General features: G+C 69.3%; 13 protein-coding genes. 7 read left to right on the top strand and 6 right to left on the bottom strand.

The window, feature by feature from the left end:
* Positions 1-355: 355 nt before the first annotated feature.
* Positions 356-1483, bottom strand: a complete 1128-nt coding sequence (locus tag OG898_RS04990) for a Ku protein (RefSeq protein WP_266955203.1) — start codon at positions 1481-1483, stop codon at positions 356-358.
* Between the two features lie 31 nt (positions 1484-1514).
* On the opposite strand from OG898_RS04990, the gene ligD reads away from it, so the two are divergent.
* Entirely contained in the window at positions 1515-2399 is an 885-nt protein-coding gene (gene ligD / locus OG898_RS04985) for a non-homologous end-joining DNA ligase (protein WP_266955201.1), read from the top strand.
* Positions 2399-3316, top strand: coding sequence for an ATP-dependent DNA ligase (locus tag OG898_RS04980; protein ID WP_250750447.1), 918 nt, complete (start codon positions 2399-2401; stop codon positions 3314-3316). Before ligD ends, OG898_RS04980 begins: the two co-directional genes overlap by 1 nt.
* An 86-nt stretch (positions 3317-3402) precedes the next feature.
* On the opposite strand, the gene OG898_RS04975 is transcribed toward OG898_RS04980, so the two are convergent.
* Both OG898_RS04975 and OG898_RS04970 read right to left on the bottom strand, forming a co-directional pair.
* On the bottom strand, positions 3403-3807 hold the full coding sequence (locus tag OG898_RS04975; protein ID WP_250750440.1) for a DUF6479 family protein: 405 nt from the start codon (positions 3805-3807) through the stop codon (positions 3403-3405).
* Between the two features lie 64 nt (positions 3808-3871).
* The gene (locus OG898_RS04970; RefSeq protein ID WP_250750441.1) at positions 3872-4855 is read right to left on the bottom strand and encodes an XdhC family protein; all 984 of its coding nucleotides are present in this window, start codon (positions 4853-4855) and stop codon (positions 3872-3874) included.
* A gap of 569 nt (positions 4856-5424) precedes the next feature.
* On the opposite strand from OG898_RS04970, the gene OG898_RS04965 reads away from it, so the two are divergent.
* Positions 5425-5877, top strand: a complete 453-nt coding sequence (locus OG898_RS04965) for a hypothetical protein (RefSeq protein ID WP_266955198.1) — start codon at positions 5425-5427, stop codon at positions 5875-5877.
* 527 nt (positions 5878-6404) lie between these two features.
* Here OG898_RS04965 and OG898_RS04960 read toward each other — a convergent pair.
* The 3 genes from OG898_RS04960 to OG898_RS04950 form a co-directional block, all read right to left on the bottom strand.
* A complete protein-coding gene (locus OG898_RS04960; RefSeq protein ID WP_266955196.1) occupies positions 6405-6998 on the bottom strand; it encodes a hypothetical protein in 594 nt (197 codons plus the stop codon).
* Positions 6999-7065: 67 nt separating this feature from the next.
* Positions 7066-7287: a hypothetical protein gene (locus OG898_RS04955; RefSeq protein WP_266955194.1), complete on the bottom strand. Its 222-nt coding sequence runs from the start codon at positions 7285-7287 to the stop codon at positions 7066-7068.
* Positions 7288-7476: 189 nt separating this feature from the next.
* A complete protein-coding gene (locus OG898_RS04950) occupies positions 7477-8223 on the bottom strand; it encodes a DNA sulfur modification protein DndB (protein WP_266955192.1) in 747 nt (248 codons plus the stop codon).
* A 198-nt stretch (positions 8224-8421) separates the two neighbouring features.
* Between OG898_RS04950 and OG898_RS04945 the strand changes: the two genes are divergently transcribed.
* From OG898_RS04945 to OG898_RS04930, 4 genes are read left to right on the top strand one after another with little or no spacing between them, the layout of a single operon-like run.
* Entirely contained in the window at positions 8422-10569 is a 2148-nt protein-coding gene (locus OG898_RS04945; protein ID WP_266955190.1) for an N-6 DNA methylase, read from the top strand.
* Between the two features lie 58 nt (positions 10570-10627).
* Complete coding sequence (locus OG898_RS04940; protein ID WP_266955188.1) at positions 10628-12619, top strand: class I SAM-dependent DNA methyltransferase; 1992 nt, start codon at positions 10628-10630, stop codon at positions 12617-12619.
* Entirely contained in the window at positions 12616-13869 is a 1254-nt protein-coding gene (locus OG898_RS04935; RefSeq protein ID WP_266955186.1) for a restriction endonuclease subunit S, read from the top strand. Before OG898_RS04940 ends, OG898_RS04935 begins: the two co-directional genes overlap by 4 nt.
* Positions 13866-17033 (top strand): type I restriction endonuclease subunit R, encoded by a 3168-nt coding sequence (locus OG898_RS04930; protein ID WP_266955184.1) that lies wholly within the window; start codon positions 13866-13868, stop codon positions 17031-17033. Before OG898_RS04935 ends, OG898_RS04930 begins: the two co-directional genes overlap by 4 nt.
* Positions 17034-17111 lie beyond the last annotated feature (78 nt).

Genomic DNA, 17111 nt, shown 5'->3' with positions numbered 1-17111 from the left:
TCCGGCGCTCGAGCACCAGGCGCAGCCAATCCAGCCGTCCGGCGTTTGAGGACCGGGGTCTGGGGCGGAGCCCCAGGGGGTCCGGGCGCAGCCCGGCCCCCCGCAGCCCGTCCGGCGCTCGAATCGAGGCCCGGGCTCCGGGCAGAGCCCATCCTCAGCCTCGCCGGCGTTTGAGGCGCGGGTCCGGGCAGCGCCCGGGGAACGGTGGAAGGGCGGGTAGGGGACTTCGCCCCGCAGGGCCCAGATCCCCGGGCCCAGATCCCCGGGCCCAGATCCCCGGGCCCAGATCCCCGGGCCCAGATCCCCGGGCCCAGATCCCCGGGCCCAGCACCCGGATCCCAGGGCCCAGCACCCCTCAAGCGGAGCTCCGCTTGCGCGGCGTCACCGCCTTCTTCGCCGCACCCCGCGCAGGCTTCGCCTCCGCGGCCTTGGCCGAGGCCGTCTTCTTCACAGCCGCAGCCGCCGCAGCAGCCTTCTTCTTCGTAGCAGCGGCAGCAGCAGTCGACTTCTTCGCAGCACCGGCAGCAGCCCCACCACCCGCTCCACCACCGGCCGCCGACGCAGTCGACTTCTTCCCGCCCACCGCCTTCGGCGCGGCCGCCCCCGCCGCCTTCTTCCGCCGAATCGGCGTAACCTCCGCCCCCGTCCCCGTCCCCGCCTCCGCCTCCGCCTCCGCCGCCCCCTCCACAGGCGACCCCGCCCGCGACGCCTTAGCCACCCGCACGCTGTTCTCCAAGGCCGCCATCAGGTCGATGACCTGCCCACCCGCCCCCTCCACCGGCGGCCCCGCCGCCACCGCCGGTTCACCCCCGTCCGCCTTCGCCGCGATCATCGCCTCGACCGCCTCCCGGTAGTCGTCGCGCAGCGAGTCCATCTCCACCTCCCCCAACGTCGCCATCAGCGCATCCGCCAGGTCCAGCTCGGCCTCCCGCACCGACACCGCACCCTCGGGCGCCACCCCCTCCGGAACCCGGATCTCGTCCGGCCACAGCAGCCCGTGCATCGCGATCACGTCGTCGACGACCCGCAGCATGCCCAGCCGCTCCCGCCCCCGCAGCGCGTACTTCGCGATGGCGACCTTGCGGCTCCGCTTCAGCGCCTCCCGCAGCAGCGTGTACGGCTTGGCGGCCGTAGCCCCGCTCGCCGCGAGGTAATAGGCCGTGTCCATCTGCAACGGATCGATCTGATCAGCAGGAACAAACGAAACGATCTCGATCGTCTTAGCGGTGGCGATCGGCAGCTGCGCCAGATCCTCATCCGTGATCGGAATGATGGACCCGTCCGCCTCCTCGTACCCCTTGCCGATCTCGGCGGTCGGCACCTCCTCCCCGTCCAGCTCGCAGACCTTGCGGTAGCGGACGCGCCCGCCGTCACCGACATGGATCTGGCGGAAGGAGATCGAGTGGCTCTCGGTGGCGTTCACGAGCTTGATCGGAATGCTGACCAAGCCGAAGGAGATCGCCCCGTTCCATATGGATCGCACGGTTCCTCCTGATTCGTGGCAGTCTCATCGTATGACGCCGATCACCCTGGTGGAGGGCCGTCGCATTTCGCTCAGCAACCTCGACAAGGTCCTCTACCCGGAGACCGGCTTCACCAAGGGCGAGGTCCTCCACTACTACGCCACGGTCGCGGGCCACCTGCTCGCCCACATCCACGACCGCCCGGTGTCCTTCCTGCGCTATCCCGACGGCCCGGACGGACAGCTCTTCTTCACGAAGAACCCGCCGCCCGGTACCCCCGCCTGGGTGAAGACCACCCCGGTGCCCCGCTCGGAGGACCTCAGGGCCGAACAGGTGGTCATCGCCGACCTGCCCAGCCTCATGTGGGCCGCCAACCTCGTCGTCGAGTTCCACACCCCCCAGTGGCCGGCCGGCGCCCCCGCCCTCGCCGACCGCCTGATCCTCGACCTCGACCCCGGTTCCCCGGCCACCGTCGTCGAATGCTCGGCCGCCGCCCTGTGGCTCCGCGACCGCCTCTCCGCCGACGGCCTCCACGCCTGCGCCAAAACCTCCGGCTCCAAGGGCCTCCACCTGGCGGTGCCGCTCGAACCGACCCCCTCCGAGCACGTGTCGGCGTACGCGAAGGCCCTCGCCCAGGAGGCCGAGCGCGAGCTCCCCGACCTCGTCGTGCACCGGATGACCAAGGCGCTGCGCCCCGGGAAGGTCTTCGTCGACCACAGCCAGAACGCCGCCGCCAAGACCACGGCGGCCCCCTACACCCTGCGCGCCCGCACCCTGCCCACCGTCTCGGCGCCCCTCTCCTGGGCCGAGGTCGAGGCCTGCCGGACCCCCTCCGACCTGGTCTTCCTCGCCGACGACATCGCCCCGCGGCTGGCCCGCGACGGAGACCTCTTCGCCCCCCTCCTCGACCCCGCCCTGGCCGGACGGCTCCCGTGATCACCGTCGCGCTCGCCGTGGCCGTACGGACCCTGCCGCGCGCGCCCGGTCTCGCGTACGAGCCCAAGTTCGACGGCCACCGCCTCGTGATCGTCCGCACCGTTGACGGGGTGTTCCTCCAGGCCCGCTCCGGCCGCATCGTCACCGCGGCCTTCCCCGACCTCGCGGCGGCCGCCCACCACCTGCCCGCCGGGACCGTCCTCGACGGGGAGGTGGTGGTCTGGCACGCGGGCCGCACCGACTTCGCGCTCGTACAGCGCCGCGCGGCCGCCGCCTCGGCCGCCCGCGCCGCCGTACTGGCACAGACCCTCCCGGCCTCCTACGCGGCCTTCGACGTCCTCGAACTCGCCGGCCTCGACCTGCGCGCCCGCCCTTACGAACGCCGGCGCACCCTCCTCGTCGACCTCCTCCTGCCCCTGGGCCCGCCGCTCCAGCCGGTGCCCATGACCACGGACCCGGAGCTGGCGGAGACCTGGTACGAGACCCTGCCCGCCAGCGGCATCGAGGGCCTGGTCGTCAAACGGATGGACCAGCCCTACCCCGCCGGCCGGCGCGGCTGGCAAAAGCTCCGGCACACCAACGTCCGCGACGCGGCGGTGGTCGGCTACACGGGCACCGCCCGCCGCCCGCTCGCCCTCGTCCTGGTCCTCCCGGTCGGAGACGAGACCCCGCTGGTCTCGAGCCCCCTGACGGCGCCGCTCCGCGCGGAGGTGGCGGCGGTGGTGGCCGCCCGCGACCCGGAGACGGCCGGGGGAGCCGGGGGAGCCCCGCGCACCTCCCGGGGCGCCACCGTCACGGCCATCGGCCTAGGCGAGGTCCCCTTCCACCCCCTGGACCCGCCGCTGACGGCCGAGGTCCGGCACACCTCGACCCGCCACCCGCCACCGGAGGTCCTGCGGCTGCGCACAGACCTGTGACCCGGGGCGGGGTCCGCCCCGGGTCACAGGCAGGTCAGAGGGTCGGCTGCGGATCACTGAGCCAAGTGGGTCAGTGGGCCGGCGGATCAGTCGTGCGCACCCCGCCCCGAGTTGGGCGGAGAACCGGGCTGCGGGTGGGGGCCCGGCCCTTCGACGTGCTGGTGCTCAGCTTCCCGCCGGGCCCTGACCTCTTCCGGGTGGAGCGAGGTGGTGGAGCCGAAGTTCCCGTACCCCTGCATCTCGTGCGGGCGCAGTCCGCTCTCGGGGAAATCCACGTAGTCCCGCTCCTCGCGCACCTCGTACACCGCACCGCCGTCGGGCAGGTGCGGCTGGCTCTCGGGAGTGGGGGGTGCGGGTTCCTGTGCCCGGACCCGCTTGCCCAGCAAGAAGCCGCCGAGCAGGAAGCCGACCACGATGAGCCCGACGACCAGGAACCACGCGATGTTGGTCAGTGTCCTGTCCACCGCGAGGAACGTCAGAGTCGTGTCCATACAACCCATTTTCCCGCATCGGTGACTTTTCCACCCGACGGCCCGGTACGGCCCGCCGCCCGGCTCAGCCCTTGAGCGGCCCCTCCGCGTCCCGCACCCCACGGACCTCCCGGCCCCCGAGCACCGCCAGGATCTCCGCGCAGATGGCCAGCGCCGTCTCCGCCGGGGTCTGCCCGCCCAGGTCCAGCCCGATCGGCCCGTGCACCGTCCGCAGCCGCTCCTCGCTCACCCCGGCCGCGAGCAGCCCCTCGCGGCGCCGCGCGGTGGTCTTGCGGGAGCCGAGCGCACCGACGTACGGGATCCCGAGCGCGAGCGCGGTCCGCAGCGTCGGCACGTCGAAGTCCGGATCGTGGCTCAGCATCGCCAGACAGGCGGCGTCCCGCCGCACGTCGAGCAGCTTCTCGGCCTCACCCACGGAGACGACGACGCTCACCTCCCACCCGAGCAGCCGCGCCTGCGCCTCGATGACCTCGGCCAGCTCCCCGGCCCCGCCGATCACCACGTACGGAGCCGACGGGTACGCCTCCACGAGCACCAGCCCGGACCCCGCGTACAGCGCGTCCCGGCCCGGCCGCCGCGTCCTCAGCAGCTCCCCGGCCCGCCGCTCGGCGTCACCGGACGGCTGGTCGGCCCCCCGTACGACGACGCTGACGGCCTGATCCGCCCGCTCGTTCAACTGGGTCACGAGCGCGACGCCGACCCCCTGCCCGAGCAGCTCCCACCACTCACCGGGAATCGCGGCCAGCGGCTGCAACAGCACCTCGGCCTGCCCGCCACATGTCAGCTTCGCCTCGACGGCCTCGCCGCCGCCGACCGAGACCTCGCACACCCGCGCGGTCTCCCCGGGCCCCATGGAGGCGGCCTCCGCCACCAGCTCGGCGTCGAACACCCCCCGGTACAGGGCCCCGACACACTCGCCCTTCACGTCCACGAGCACGGCTCCGGCCGGATCCCGGGGCCCGAACCCCTGCTCGGTCACGGGCCGCGCCAGGAACCCGACCCGCCCCTCGGCCGCCCACTGCCGCGCCGTCTCCACCAAGTCACGCATCTGCGCCGCCCCATCCTCACCGTCAGAGCACGCCACAGAGCACCAGGTCAACGACACAAAGTGGCCTCGCTCCCAACCTACGCACGCACACCCCCGCCCCCCACCCCCCAAAACCCACAGACCCACCCCCACATCCTTCGTACGGACCACCGGAAGGGCCTGGCAGTGAACGCCGGAGCAAGCGCGCCTGGTTCTCCCCTGCAGGTGGCCGGACGGCGCTAGCCTGGCCGGTGAACGCCCTTGCCCGGCAGCGGCACGGTCCCGTCGGTGGCGAGGCCGAGGACGGGCCCCGGTATTCCTGGCAGCAGCGCAAGCCCGCGGCTCCGGTGGAGCTCGCGAACCGCCTGGTGCCCGAACGTGCTCAAGCGCAAGAGGATCACCACGAACCTCCTTTGCGCATGGCAGGCTGCCACGGTCCCCGACCCGCGACTGTCAGCAGGACATGTGAGTCTGGGGAGCCGAAGGCGTGGACGCCGCTGCCCCTCGGGCGGCTTGAGGCCGTGGCTATGGCTGAGCGGGTACGGCCTTAGCCCGGTGAGAGCCAGCTGATCCGCGATGCCCTGGCCGGCGTGCCGGAGGGCGTGCCGGAGGGCGGGCCGGAGGGCGGGTACGGCGAGCAGGCGGGCATCCTCACCGATCGTTGGACGGTGGCCGGACTCAACGCCCTGCTACTCGGACCGTACGCGCACCTGGCGCCCGGCGGCGGTGATCCCGCGCCTCTCCTCACGCTCGCCGAGGCCATGGCCGTACAGCACCTGGAGATGTACGGCGACAGCTTCGCGCCACTGCCCCCGGCTCCGTTGCCCGCCACCCCTGAGGAACAGGCCGCTCTGCTGCGCGCCACCCCGCTACTCCGGCTCCTGGAGCAGGCCGCGGCCGACCTGGAGGGCGCGGACGAGTGGACACGTGAATTCGCTCTAGCCGTCGGGTTTCTGGTTCCTGCGGGGGATGGCACCCTGAGTGCGGGCCCGTCCGCCGAGGAGTATGACGGTGAGCACCTGCCCACGCTCTACCTCCTGTGAGACCGATCGGGTACGACACAGTCCGTGGCCCGTCTGGCCGCGCACGAGGACATGTGATTCGTCCCGCCGGGGGACGAGAGCGCCCCTGACGCGACAGTCCCGCCACTGGAGACTACGACCTGCCCGACCCGCGGGCCCTGTCCGAGATCCTGGGCATTCCGGGGCTCACCGAGGCCAACCGCGAGGGACGACCTCCTCCACACCGCCGAACTCGACCTCTCCGAATTGGTCACCCCCTGCGCGTACCGGTGCCCAGTGACCGCCAGGTCGGCATCCGCATCGCACACTCTTCGTCGGAACGGCTGCTGCACCTGGAGGTCAGCGACGCGGGGTCCGGCCGGCCTGCGCTCGGGCGCCCCGAAGCGGACGACGAGCACGGCCGGGGACTCCAAGTAGCAGACGCCCTCAGCCACTGATGGGACGTCAGTGCCCGCGCCGGCGGGCATCGGCGGAGACCTGCCCACCTCGGGTCTCCCGCTCTACGGCGCACCGCCAGGCTCATGACCAGGGTGGTGGGGCCGGGGAGATCAGCTGGCCGACTGCCATTCCTGGCAACGTGTGGTCTTGAAGACCTCGCCCTTTCGGAGAGTCACCCGGCCCGGTCCGGCGAGGTTGTTGTTGGCGATGATGGAGTCGAATTCGCCGCTGGAGTCTTTCGCCCGTTCCCAGTAGCAGCCGAAGGACCCGGCGGGCCCGTCCGTCTTGTACGTGCCTGGCTTGATGTCCTCGCCGACGAGGTACTCGCCATTCCCGGCGAAGCGGGTGGCGGGTCCCGCCTCCTTGGTGGGCTCGGGCGTGGCGGTGACCGTCTCGGTCATGGTCATGGTCGGAGCGGGCTGAGCCGCTGGCGTGGCCGTGACGCTCGCAGTGACAGTTACCGTCACGGTCGGCTGTGGCTCCGCTGACGCTTCCCCCTTCCCGTCGGCCCGCGCGCTGCCGCCCGAGCCGCCGCTCGCTCCGATGGTCACCCCGACGATCAGTGCGGCGAAGGCGGTCGCGCCGTGCGCGAGCCAGGTCCTGCCGTGAGAGGGCCGTTCGTCAGGGGTGGCGGGCGGTATGGAGGCCCAGCCGCCGGGGTCGGTCGGCTCGTTGGGCGCGGGCTGCTCGGGCGGGGTGGTCATCTCGGTTCCTCCGGCGGACGGGGATGAGTTGGGTGCAGGTCGGTGAGGTGACGGTACGGACTGCGGACTACGCCTGTACGGATGACGCCTCCATCCCCCGGATCCTCCGACCGGCCTCTGTGGCCGGGTAGAGAATCGCATCGGCGACTCGGCCGCCGGAGTCCTTGACACCACCGTTGAAGTTGAGTCGGCCAGTGGTGCCGGTCTTGGCTGCCACACCGTCCCAGTACGCGGGCTCGCGCTCCCAGCGGATACCGGCGAGCAGCCAGCGCAGTTCGTCCGAGACCATCGCATGTGCGGCATCCGCCCACAGCGTGGTGTGGTGTGCGGCGATGCCGATGCCCGAGATGATGGCGGGTGCAGTGATCGCGCTGCAGGCGGTGAAGTGGGGGAGGTGCTCGCTGATCAGGCCGGTCAGCAGCGGGATGAGAGTCCGCTCGACGAGCTCGACGTCGCTACCGGTGGGCAGGTCGCCCTCCTACACGGTGTCCGAGGAGCGGCCCAGGCCGGGGCGGCCGTAGAGCGCGGCGACGGCGAGCGCGCGCAGCGCCGAGAGGGTGACGCCCTCCGCCGCCGTCTTGCCCACCTGGCGCTTGTTCGCATCGACGAGTTTGCTGAACGGCTCGATCCGGCCGTCGATCTCGACCTTGACGGTCTCGGTGAGGCGGGTGGCCAGGTCGCGCTGGTCCATGGACATGGAGAGGTTCTTGGCCACGTCGACGCCGAGGACGTTGCGGTCGTGGAAGATCTGCCGGGCGTCGGCGGGGGAGAGCCCGATGTACATCTCGAAGGGGATGCGCAGCGGCATGAGCTGTGGGTAGGTGAGCCCGTAGCTCTCGGGGTCGTCGTACAGGTCGTGCCAGGCGGTCAGCTGGGTCTCGCCGTCGACGGCGACGACGGTCGCCCCCGGGGCGATGGTGGTGGTGCGCAGCCCGGTGTCCGGTACGAGCTCGTCGCTGACCGTGGCGAGCGCGTCGGCGTGCCAGAAGGTGATCGGCGGGGTCGACCAGGCGTCGCCCCAGGTCCCGCCCAGCCCCGCGGCGATGTGCTGGCGGATCTTGCCGGAGGCGGCCTTGAGGGACTTCTGGTCCTCCCCGCGGCGCGGCGACGGAACGATCTGCAGGAAGGCGGGGAGGGAGATGGTCCCGACGACCGCGTCCTCGTGGAACGGCATCACGGTGAGCTGGGCGCCCTCGACGACGGCGGTCGGAAGGGAGAGGCGCAACGGAGCTCCATGGTGGTGAGTGGGCGCGGCGAAGCTTCCAGCGGCAAGCAATGAGAACATATTCAGACAGTGAAAGCATCGTCAATCGACTTGACGTGTTTGACGGGCGTTGTAAGGTGTTAGCTGCTCCCATCCAAGAGGCTCAGGACTCCTGCCATGCCCCCACACCCAGTTGGCCCGCCTGACCCTCCGGCGCAGGTGACAGCTGCCGAGATCTCCCGGATCGCCGGGGTCACGCGAGCCACGGTCAGCAACTGGCGCCGCCGCCACGAGGACTTCCCCGGACCGGCCGGCGGCACGGAGGCCAGCCCGCTCTACGACCTCCAGGCCGTACGGGACTGGCTGGGCAAGCGCGGTCACACCTCAGCGGCCTCGCCGGACGAGGAGCTGCGGACCGCGCTCCGTCTGCAGGGCCCGCGCTCGGGAATCGCCGCCCGCTTGCTCCCGCTCGTACTGGCGGCCTCGCGGCTAGGCGCCGAGGGATTGGAGCAGCTCGCTGCCACCCCCGACGAGGGGCTTATCGCCCGCGCCGACGTGGCAGCCGCCGACCTTCCGGCCGCCGTACCCGAGGCCGACCCCGTCCAGTACGGACTCCAGGACGCCGCGGCTGTCCGCGCCCTCCTGGCCTGCGTCCGTGAGGCCGGCCCGCAGACCGCGCTGGACGTGCTCGCCGAACGGGAGCTGGACGAGGGGACCGCCACCGGTACGTACCCGACTCCGTGCGGGCTGGCCGGACTGATGGCCGGCCTGCTCCCCGACGATGTCGCGAGCGTGTTCGACCCGGCCTGCGGCAGCGGCACCTTCCTTGTGGCAGCCGCCGGGAGGGGTGCACGGGAGCTGCATGGCCAGGACGTCCTGCCGGTCCAGGCGCAGCGCACGGCGGTACGACTCCTCCTGGCCGGCACCCTCGCCGAGGACGCGGTGGCGATCCGGGCGGGCGACAGCCTGCGTGCGGACGCCTTCCCCGGCTTGGCCGTGGACGCGGTCCTGACCAACCCGCCGTTCGCCGACCGCGAATGGGGCCACGAGGAGCTGGCCTATGACCCGAGATGGGCGTACGGAGTCCCCACCCGATTCGAGTCCGAGCTCGCCTGGGTCCAGCACGCACTGGCGCACCTCCGCCCCGGCGGTCACGCGGTCATGCTGCTGCCCCCCGCCCTCGCCTTCCGCCCCTCCGGCCGCCGCATCCGTGCGGAGCTCGTCCGCAGCGGTGCGGTGCGGGCGATCGTGTCCCTGCCGGCGCGCGCGGCCTTTCCCTTGCACATCGGCCTTCAGGTCTGGGTCTTCCAGCGCCCGGAGCCGGGCGGTACGGAACGCACGTCCGTCCTCTTCGTCAACGGCGACGGTGACGGCGAACACCCAGACACGAACAGCACGCGGGGCGGTACGCGCGGCGGCTCCCGCCCCCGCCAGCAGCAGGTCGACTGGACCGACCTGACGGCCCGTGTCCTGGCTCCCTGGGCGGCGTACTCCACGGATCCGGACGCCTTCGCCGACGCGCCGGGCGCGGCCCGGGCCGTCCCGGTTGTCGACCTCCTCGACGATCTGGTCGACCTGACCCCGGCCCGGCACGTCCGGGCCTCGTCGGCGGACATCGCACCGGAGGTCCTGGCCGGTCAGGTGGCGGAGCTGCGAGAAGCCCTGTCCGAGCAGGTAACCACCCTCGCGGCCGCCGCCCGGTTCGGGGACTGGCCCCCGGCCGAATCCCCGGCCGGCACTTGGCGTACGGCGACGGTCTCCGACTTGGCCCGCGGCGGGGCACTGACCTTGCTGAGGGGCGTTCTCCCCGCTCCGCCGCGGGGTGCCGCACAGCACCAACCCGAGCCGGACGGGGCCGTTCCACCCGTCCTGACCGGCGCGGACATCGCCACCGGCGGCCCCCCGTCCGGCACCCTCGACCGCATCCGTACGGACCCGACGCAGCCTGTGGCCGTCGCGGCGGGAGATGTCGTCCTGCGCGGCGCCGCACAGGCTGGAGCCACGCAGCCCACCATGGCCCGAGTTGCCACGGACGACGATGCCGGAGCCCTGCTGGGCCCCCACCTCCACGTGCTTCGCCCGGACCCGGCCCGCCTGGACCCGTGGTTCCTGGCCGGTTTCCTGGGGGCGGAGGACAACATTGCGGCGGCGTCGACCGGCACGTCGATCGTGCAGGTAAACCCAGGGCGGCTACGCATCCCGCTGCTCCCGCTGGAGGAACAGCGGCGCTACGGCAGGGCCTTCCGCCACGTACACGACCTACGGGTGAGCGCCCTCCGCACGGCTGAGCTGGCCGCTTTGGCCACCGCCGCACTGTCCAACGGCCTTACGGTGGGAGCGCTTTCGCCGCCTCCTGCCGATGCTTGATCCATCTTCTCGATCAACGTACCTCGACCACTCTGAACCTGTAAGGAAACCGGGGCCCTTGAACAGCAGTAAGCACACGGAACTGGCGAACCACGCCTGGTCTGTCGCCGACCTCCTGCGTGGCGACTACAAGCAGTCCGACTACGGCAAGGTGATCCTGCCGCTCACGGTCCTGCGCCGCCTGGAATGCGTGCTGGAGACGACGCGCGACAAGGTCGCCGAGACCGTCGCTGAGTACAAGGACCAGGACATCGACGCGGACTACTTCCTGCGTCGCGCCTCGGGACATTCCTTCTACAACAAGAGCGATCTGACGCTGAAGAAGATCGCCGCCGACCCGCGCACCGCGGCGAAGAACCTCCAGATCTACGTGAGTGCCTTCTCGGACAATGCCCGAGAGGTGCTCGAAAAATACGAGTTCTCCCAGCAGATCAAGAAGCTGGACGCTGCGAACCTGCTCTACCAGGTCATCGGCAAGTTCACCGAACTGGACCTGCACCCCTCGCGCGTGCCCAATCACAACATGGGCTACATCTTCGAGGAGCTGATCCGCCGCTTCGCGGAGCAGTCGAACGAAACGGCGGGTGAGCACTTCACCCCGCGCGAGGTCATCAAGCTGATGGTGAGCCTGCTCACCGCACCTGACGGGGACGCGCTCAGTATTCCGGGTGTGGTACGCACGGTCATGGACCCTGCCTGTGGCACTGGTGGAATGCTGTCCGCAGCTGAGGAGCGCATCAGGAAGTACAACGAGGGCGCCACGGTGGAGGTCTACGGACAGGAGCTCAACCCGGAGTCCTGGGCCATCTGTCGGTCTGACCTAATGATCAAGGGCCAGGATCCGGAGCACATCGCGTCCGGAAACTCCCTGAGCGACCCCGGCCAGGGACGCGAGAAGTTCGACTACCTCCTAGCCAACCCGCCGTTCGGGGTGGAGTGGAAGAAGGTTAAGGACGAGGTCGAGTACGAGCACAAGCACCTCGGCGAGGCCGGCCGCTTCGCCGCGGGCCTGCCGCGTATCAACGACGGTTCGCTCCTCTTCCTCCAGCACATGATCTCGATGATGAAGCCGGTGGATGTCAACGGGGGCGGCGGCTCCCGCATCGCCATCGTCTTCAACGGCTCGCCGCTCTTTACGGGCGCGGCCGGTTCGGGCGAGTCGGAGATCCGCCGCTGGATCCTGGAGAACGACTGGCTGGAGGCGATCGTCGCCTTGCCGGACCAGCTCTTCTACAACACTGGTATCTCCACATACTTCTGGATCCTCACCAACCGGAAGTCCCCCGACCACAAGGGCAAGGTCGTCCTGCTAGACGCCCGTGACCAGTGGCAGAAGATGCGCAAGTCGCTTGGCGACAAGCGCAAGGAACTGGGCAAGCAGCACATCGCAGACGTGACACGCCTGTACGCGGAAGCAATCCAGGTCGCGAAGGACCCCGACCACGCCCTCCACGCCAAGGTCAAGGTTTTCGATAACGAGGCCTTCGGCTACCAGCGCATCACGGTCGAACGCCCGCTGAAGCTCCGCTTCGAGGTCACGAAGGAGACCCTGACGGCCCTGGCCAACGCGAAGCCGGTCCAGCAGCTCGCCGAGGTCGAGCCCTTCGTGGCCGCGATCCGGACCCTGCTGGGCTCGTCGTGGACCAAGAAGTCCGACGCCCAGGTTGCCCTGAAGGACGCGGTCATCGCCGCCGGTCTCCTCTGGCCGACGGGCGCCCCGTTCACGAAGGCACTCCGCGACGCGATCGGCGTCCGCGATCCTGAGGGCGAGGTCCAGTCGATCAAGGGAGAGCCGGAACCCGACGCAGAGCTCCGCGACTACGAGAATGTCCCGCTGGGTGGGAACGTCGACGAATACCTGAAACGCGAGGTCCACCCGCACGTCCCGGACGCGTGGATCGACCACACGAAGACAAAGATCGGCTATGAGATCCCGGTCACCCGGCACTTCTACGTGTACGAGCCGCCGCGCCCCCTGGCGGAGATCGATGCAGACCTGAAGGCTCTGGAGGCGGAGATCCAGGCGCTGCTGGGCGAGGTAACCGAATGAACAACCTTCGCTGGGCTACTTGCCCGCTCTGGTCAATTGTTACCGAGAGTCGAGAGATTGTTGAGCCCGCCGACCTTGGCGACCAAGTCCTTCACTACAGCATCCCAGCCTTTGATGCGACAGGGGCAGGACAGGTCGAGGAAGCAGACTCAATCAAGTCCGCGAAGCTCAGACTTCGAGGCGGCGAAGTGCTCATCAGCAAGTTGAACCCACGCAAGAGTCGAGTCCTGATGGTTCCTCCGTCAGACGGCCCCATGGTTTCGTCTACAGAATTTGTAGGGCTACGCGCTGTCTCGTCGCTGGAGGCGCGCTTCCTCACCTATTGGCTGCAGTCGGAAGCGACACGTCAGGCGCTGGACTCTCAGGTCCAGTCGGTTACCCGCAGTCATCAACGAGTGGCGCCCGAGGACATCAAGCGGCTTTCGATCGATCTCCCGCCAGTCGAGGAGCAGCGCCGCATCGCCGACTTCCTCGACGACGAGACCGCCCGCATCGACCGGCTTGTAGCCTTGCAGAAGAGCCTAGGAGTTCGACTTGACGATCGTGATCGGACTCTGAGGGATGGTCTAGTCAACGGATTGGCGGACGCCGCAGGGGAGGCTCCGCTTCGCCGCTTCTCGACACGGATCGAACAGGGTGCTAGTCCGCAGTGTGAAGCCGTTCCAAGGCAGGATGACTCCGAATGGGGTGTCCTGAAGCTGAGCGCGGTCAAGGGCGGACGCTTTGAACCCATGGAGAACAAGCGCCTACCACCGGATGTAAAGCCTGTCTCTGCCCATGAAGTCAGGCCAGGTGACCTGCTGGTGACGCGCGCTAACACGCCAAGTCTGGTCGGTGACGTCGCGGTTGTAGCCGGCAGTCATCAGAGGCTTCTGCTTCCCGACCTGATCTATCGCGTCGGACTTGTGCCGGGGGTGAACGCACATTTCGTTGCCCAGGTGGCCCTGAGCGGTCGCGTACGGTCGCTGATCGAATCAGTTGCGCGTGGGTCTTCCCAGTCTATGGTCAAGCTCCGCGGTGAGGACATCAAGGCGTTGCCGATTCCGTTGGCAACACCAGATCAGCAATCCGCACTGGTGGAACAGATTCGACTCGGCACCGATATTACTGGGCGATTGCGAACCACCTCAGCTCGGCAGATTGCCTTGCTTGCCGAGCGCCGGCAGGCACTCATCACCGCCGCCGTCACCGGCCAGTTCGACGTCACCACCGCCAGCGGTCGCAACGTAACGGACGGAGTCACCGCATGACCCCCATCCACAACGAGTCCGCCTTCGGCTCGGCCATAGTCGCCGCCATGACCGAGCGCGGCTGGCGTGAGGCGCAGCCCGAGGACTACCAGGCGGACCTTGGCCTGGATACCAACGAGCTGTTCACCTTCCTCGGGAAGTCGCAGCCCGAGGAGTGGTATGAACTGGTTTCCGTCTACGGCGGGGACCAGGCCGAGGCCATGCGTGGCTTCGCCCGCCGGCTTGACAAGGCGATCGCCGACGACGGCCTGCTCCACATTCTCCGGAACGGGGTCAAGGACCGCGGTGTCCTCCTCCGCGTTGCCTACTTCAAGCCAAACCTCGTCGGCGATGACTCCGTCCTCGACGGCTACCGTGCCAACCGCCTCACCGTCGTCCGCGAGCTCCGCTACGCGACCAAGCAGGCCGACTGGGGCAACGCCCTCGACCTCACCCTGTTCCTCAACGGCATCCCCGTGGCCACCGCCGAGCTGAAGAACCCGCTCACCGGCCAGGGCGTCGAGCACGCCAAGGAGCAGTACCGGACCGACCGCGACCCGACCGAGCTGATCTTCACCCGCCGCTCGATCGCGAACTTCGCCGTCGACCCGGACCTCGTCTTCGTCGCCACCCAGCTCAAGGGGAAGAACACCCGCTTCCTCCCCTTCAACACCGGATCCGAGGGCCCCGGCCGCCCCGGCGGCTCAGGTAACCCCGTCCCCACCGCCTTCGGCACGTACGCCACCTCCTACCTCTGGGAGCAGGTCTGGGCGCGCGACAACTGGCTCGACCTCCTCCAGCGCTTCGTCCACCAGCACAAGACGAAGACGTCCAACTCGACGATCTTCCCGCGCTTCCACCAGTGGGACGTGGTCAAGAAGCTGACCGCGCATGCCGCGACCCACGGCGCCGGACAGAACTACCTGGTCATGGCCTCGGCCGGCTCCGGCAAGTCCAACACCATCGGCTGGCTCGCTCACCGCCTCTCCGACCTGCACGCAGACAGCGACCCACGCACCCTGAACACCGAGGCGCTGACGGCCGGTCTCATCAAGCCCGGCGAGCCCGTCTTCGACAAGATCATCGTCATCACGGACCGCCGGAACCTGGATGCCCAGCTCCGTGAAACCGTCGGCAGCTTCTCCCAGACGGACGGCCTGGTCGTCAAGATCGACGAGAAGAACGGTGCGAAGAGCGAACAGCTCGCCCGTGCCCTCTCCCGCGACACCGGCAAGATCGTCACAGTCACCCTGCACTCGTTCCCCGCGCTGCTCGACTACATCAAGCGCAATCCGACCGAGATCAAGGGCACCACCTTCGCGATCGTCGTCGACGAGGCCCACTCCTCCCAGTCCGGCGACGCCGCCACCGCCGTGCGCGCGGCCCTCCGTGACCTCGGCCTGGACTCCGACTCGGAAGACGCGGGGGCGACCACCTTCACGGTCACCGACCAGCTCAAGAAGAAGGCGGAGGAGCGCTCGCAGGCTGCGAACCTCTCCTACTTCGCCTTCACCGCCACCCCCAAGGCGAAGACCCTCGAACTCTTCGGCACCCCCGAGACCGTCGACGGCAAGGTGACCTACGCCCCCTTCCATACGTACTCCATGCGCCAGGCCGTCGAAGAGGGCTTCATCCTCGACCCGCTGCGCAACTACGTCACGTACAACACGTACTGGAAGCTGGTGAACCAGAACCCGGACGAGCGCGAGGTCGACCCCTCGAAGGCGAACAGCCTGCTCGCCCGGTACGCCCTGACGCACGAGATCACCGTCTCCCAGCACGCCCAGGTGATCGTCGAGCACTTCGTCACGCACACCCGCGGCCGGCTCGGCGGGCGTGCCAAGTCGATGGTCGTGACGTCTTCCCGACAGTCCGCGGTAGAGATGGCGCGGGCCATCAAGAGCTACATCAAGGACCTGGACTACGACGCCAAGTACCCGGACCTGGGCGTCCTGGTCGCCTTCTCCGGCTCGCTCACCGTCGACGGCGACGAGACCACCGAACCGAAGGAGAACGGCGGGCTGGCGGAGAGCGCGCTCCCGAAGGCGTTCGCGTACGTCCGCGTCGACGACAAGGCCGTGAAGGCCGGGGGGAAGGGCCAGCAGGAGTACAAGATCCTGGTGGTCGCCGAGAAGTACCAGACCGGCTTCGACCAGCCGCTGCTCACGACGATGTACGTCAACAAGAAGCTGACCGGCATCTCGGCCGTGCAGACCCTCTCCCGGCTGAATCGCACAGCCGAGCACAAGACGCAGACCGACCTCGTCGTCCTGGACTTCGCCAACGAGGCCGAGGACATCAAGGAAGCCTTCCGCCCGTACTTCGAGCAGGCGACGACCCTCCCCTCGGACCCCAACCTGCTCTACACCGCGCAGGGCCGGGTCATGTCCGCGCCGATCATCTCAGAAGCGGAGATGGACGAGTTCGCCGCCGCGTTCTTCGAAGCGAAGGACAAGGCTGCCGGCTCCCAGGCCAAGTGGGAGAAGCTTCACGCCGAGCTGTACCGCCGCCTCTCCCCGGCGGTTACCCGCTACGAGACGCTACGGGACAGCGAAGAGGACGAGGACATCCAGACGGCCGAGGACTTCCGTGCCGATCTCAACGACTACGTACGCAAGTACGGCTTCCTTGCCCAGATCATTCCCTACCGCGACGCCGACCTTGAGCGCCTGCACCTCTACGGCCGCTATCTCCTCACCCGGCTGAAGGGCCGTGCCGACGGCGGGGTGGACATAGGAGAAGTGGACCTCAGTCACCTCCGTGTGCAGAAGACCGGCGAGCACGACGTCTCCCTGACGGCCGACGGGCCGTCGGTGCTGCCGGGCTTCGGTGAGGGTGCGGGCGGCGCCAAGGAGGCCGAGAAGTCACTGCTCTCGGAGCTGATCGAGAAGTTCAACGCCAAGTTCGGCACGGACTTCACCGAGGAGGACCTCACCCCGCCCTTCAAGAAAACGGTGGACGACCCGAAGGTCCGGGCCGCGGCAGTCGTCAACGACGAGGACAACTTCGGCAAGGTGTTCGACAAGGCCTTCGCCGACAACATCGCCGACCACCTCGACACCATGGCCGGTCTCGGACGTCAGTACTTCGGCCCCGACCGGAACTTCAAGTCGAACCTGGACCGCAGCGCCCGCCGCGCCGCGTGGCGGATGATCCGCCGCGAGGAGGGCGTGGACGAGGGCTGATGCGCGATGCCGTGGGGACCGCTCGTGCACCACTGGGTGTGCGGGTGGGCCCTACGCCCTCTCCTACGCCTGTGCTGG

The organism is Streptomyces sp. NBC_00193, assembly GCF_026342735.1.
Taxonomy (GTDB): domain Bacteria; phylum Actinomycetota; class Actinomycetes; order Streptomycetales; family Streptomycetaceae; genus Streptomyces; species Streptomyces stoeckheimensis.
The sequence above is the reverse complement of the archived record's forward strand: the minus strand, read 5'-3'. Positions and strand labels throughout refer to the sequence as shown.

Coding starts and splice junctions, on each gene's coding strand:
- ligD (WP_266955201.1), top strand. CDS start 1,515: ATGACGCCGATCACCCTGGTGGAGGGCCGTCGCATTTCGCTCAGCAAC.
- OG898_RS04975 (WP_250750440.1), bottom strand. CDS start 3,807: ATGGACACGACTCTGACGTTCCTCGCGGTGGACAGGACACTGACCAAC.
- OG898_RS04970 (WP_250750441.1), bottom strand. CDS start 4,855: ATGCGTGACTTGGTGGAGACGGCGCGGCAGTGGGCGGCCGAGGGGCGG.
- OG898_RS04960 (WP_266955196.1), bottom strand. CDS start 6,998: ATGACCACCCCGCCCGAGCAGCCCGCGCCCAACGAGCCGACCGACCCC.
- OG898_RS04955 (WP_266955194.1), bottom strand. CDS start 7,287: ATGGTCTCGGACGAACTGCGCTGGCTGCTCGCCGGTATCCGCTGGGAG.
- OG898_RS04935 (WP_266955186.1), top strand. CDS start 12,616: ATGAACAACCTTCGCTGGGCTACTTGCCCGCTCTGGTCAATTGTTACC.
- OG898_RS04930 (WP_266955184.1), top strand. CDS start 13,866: ATGACCCCCATCCACAACGAGTCCGCCTTCGGCTCGGCCATAGTCGCC.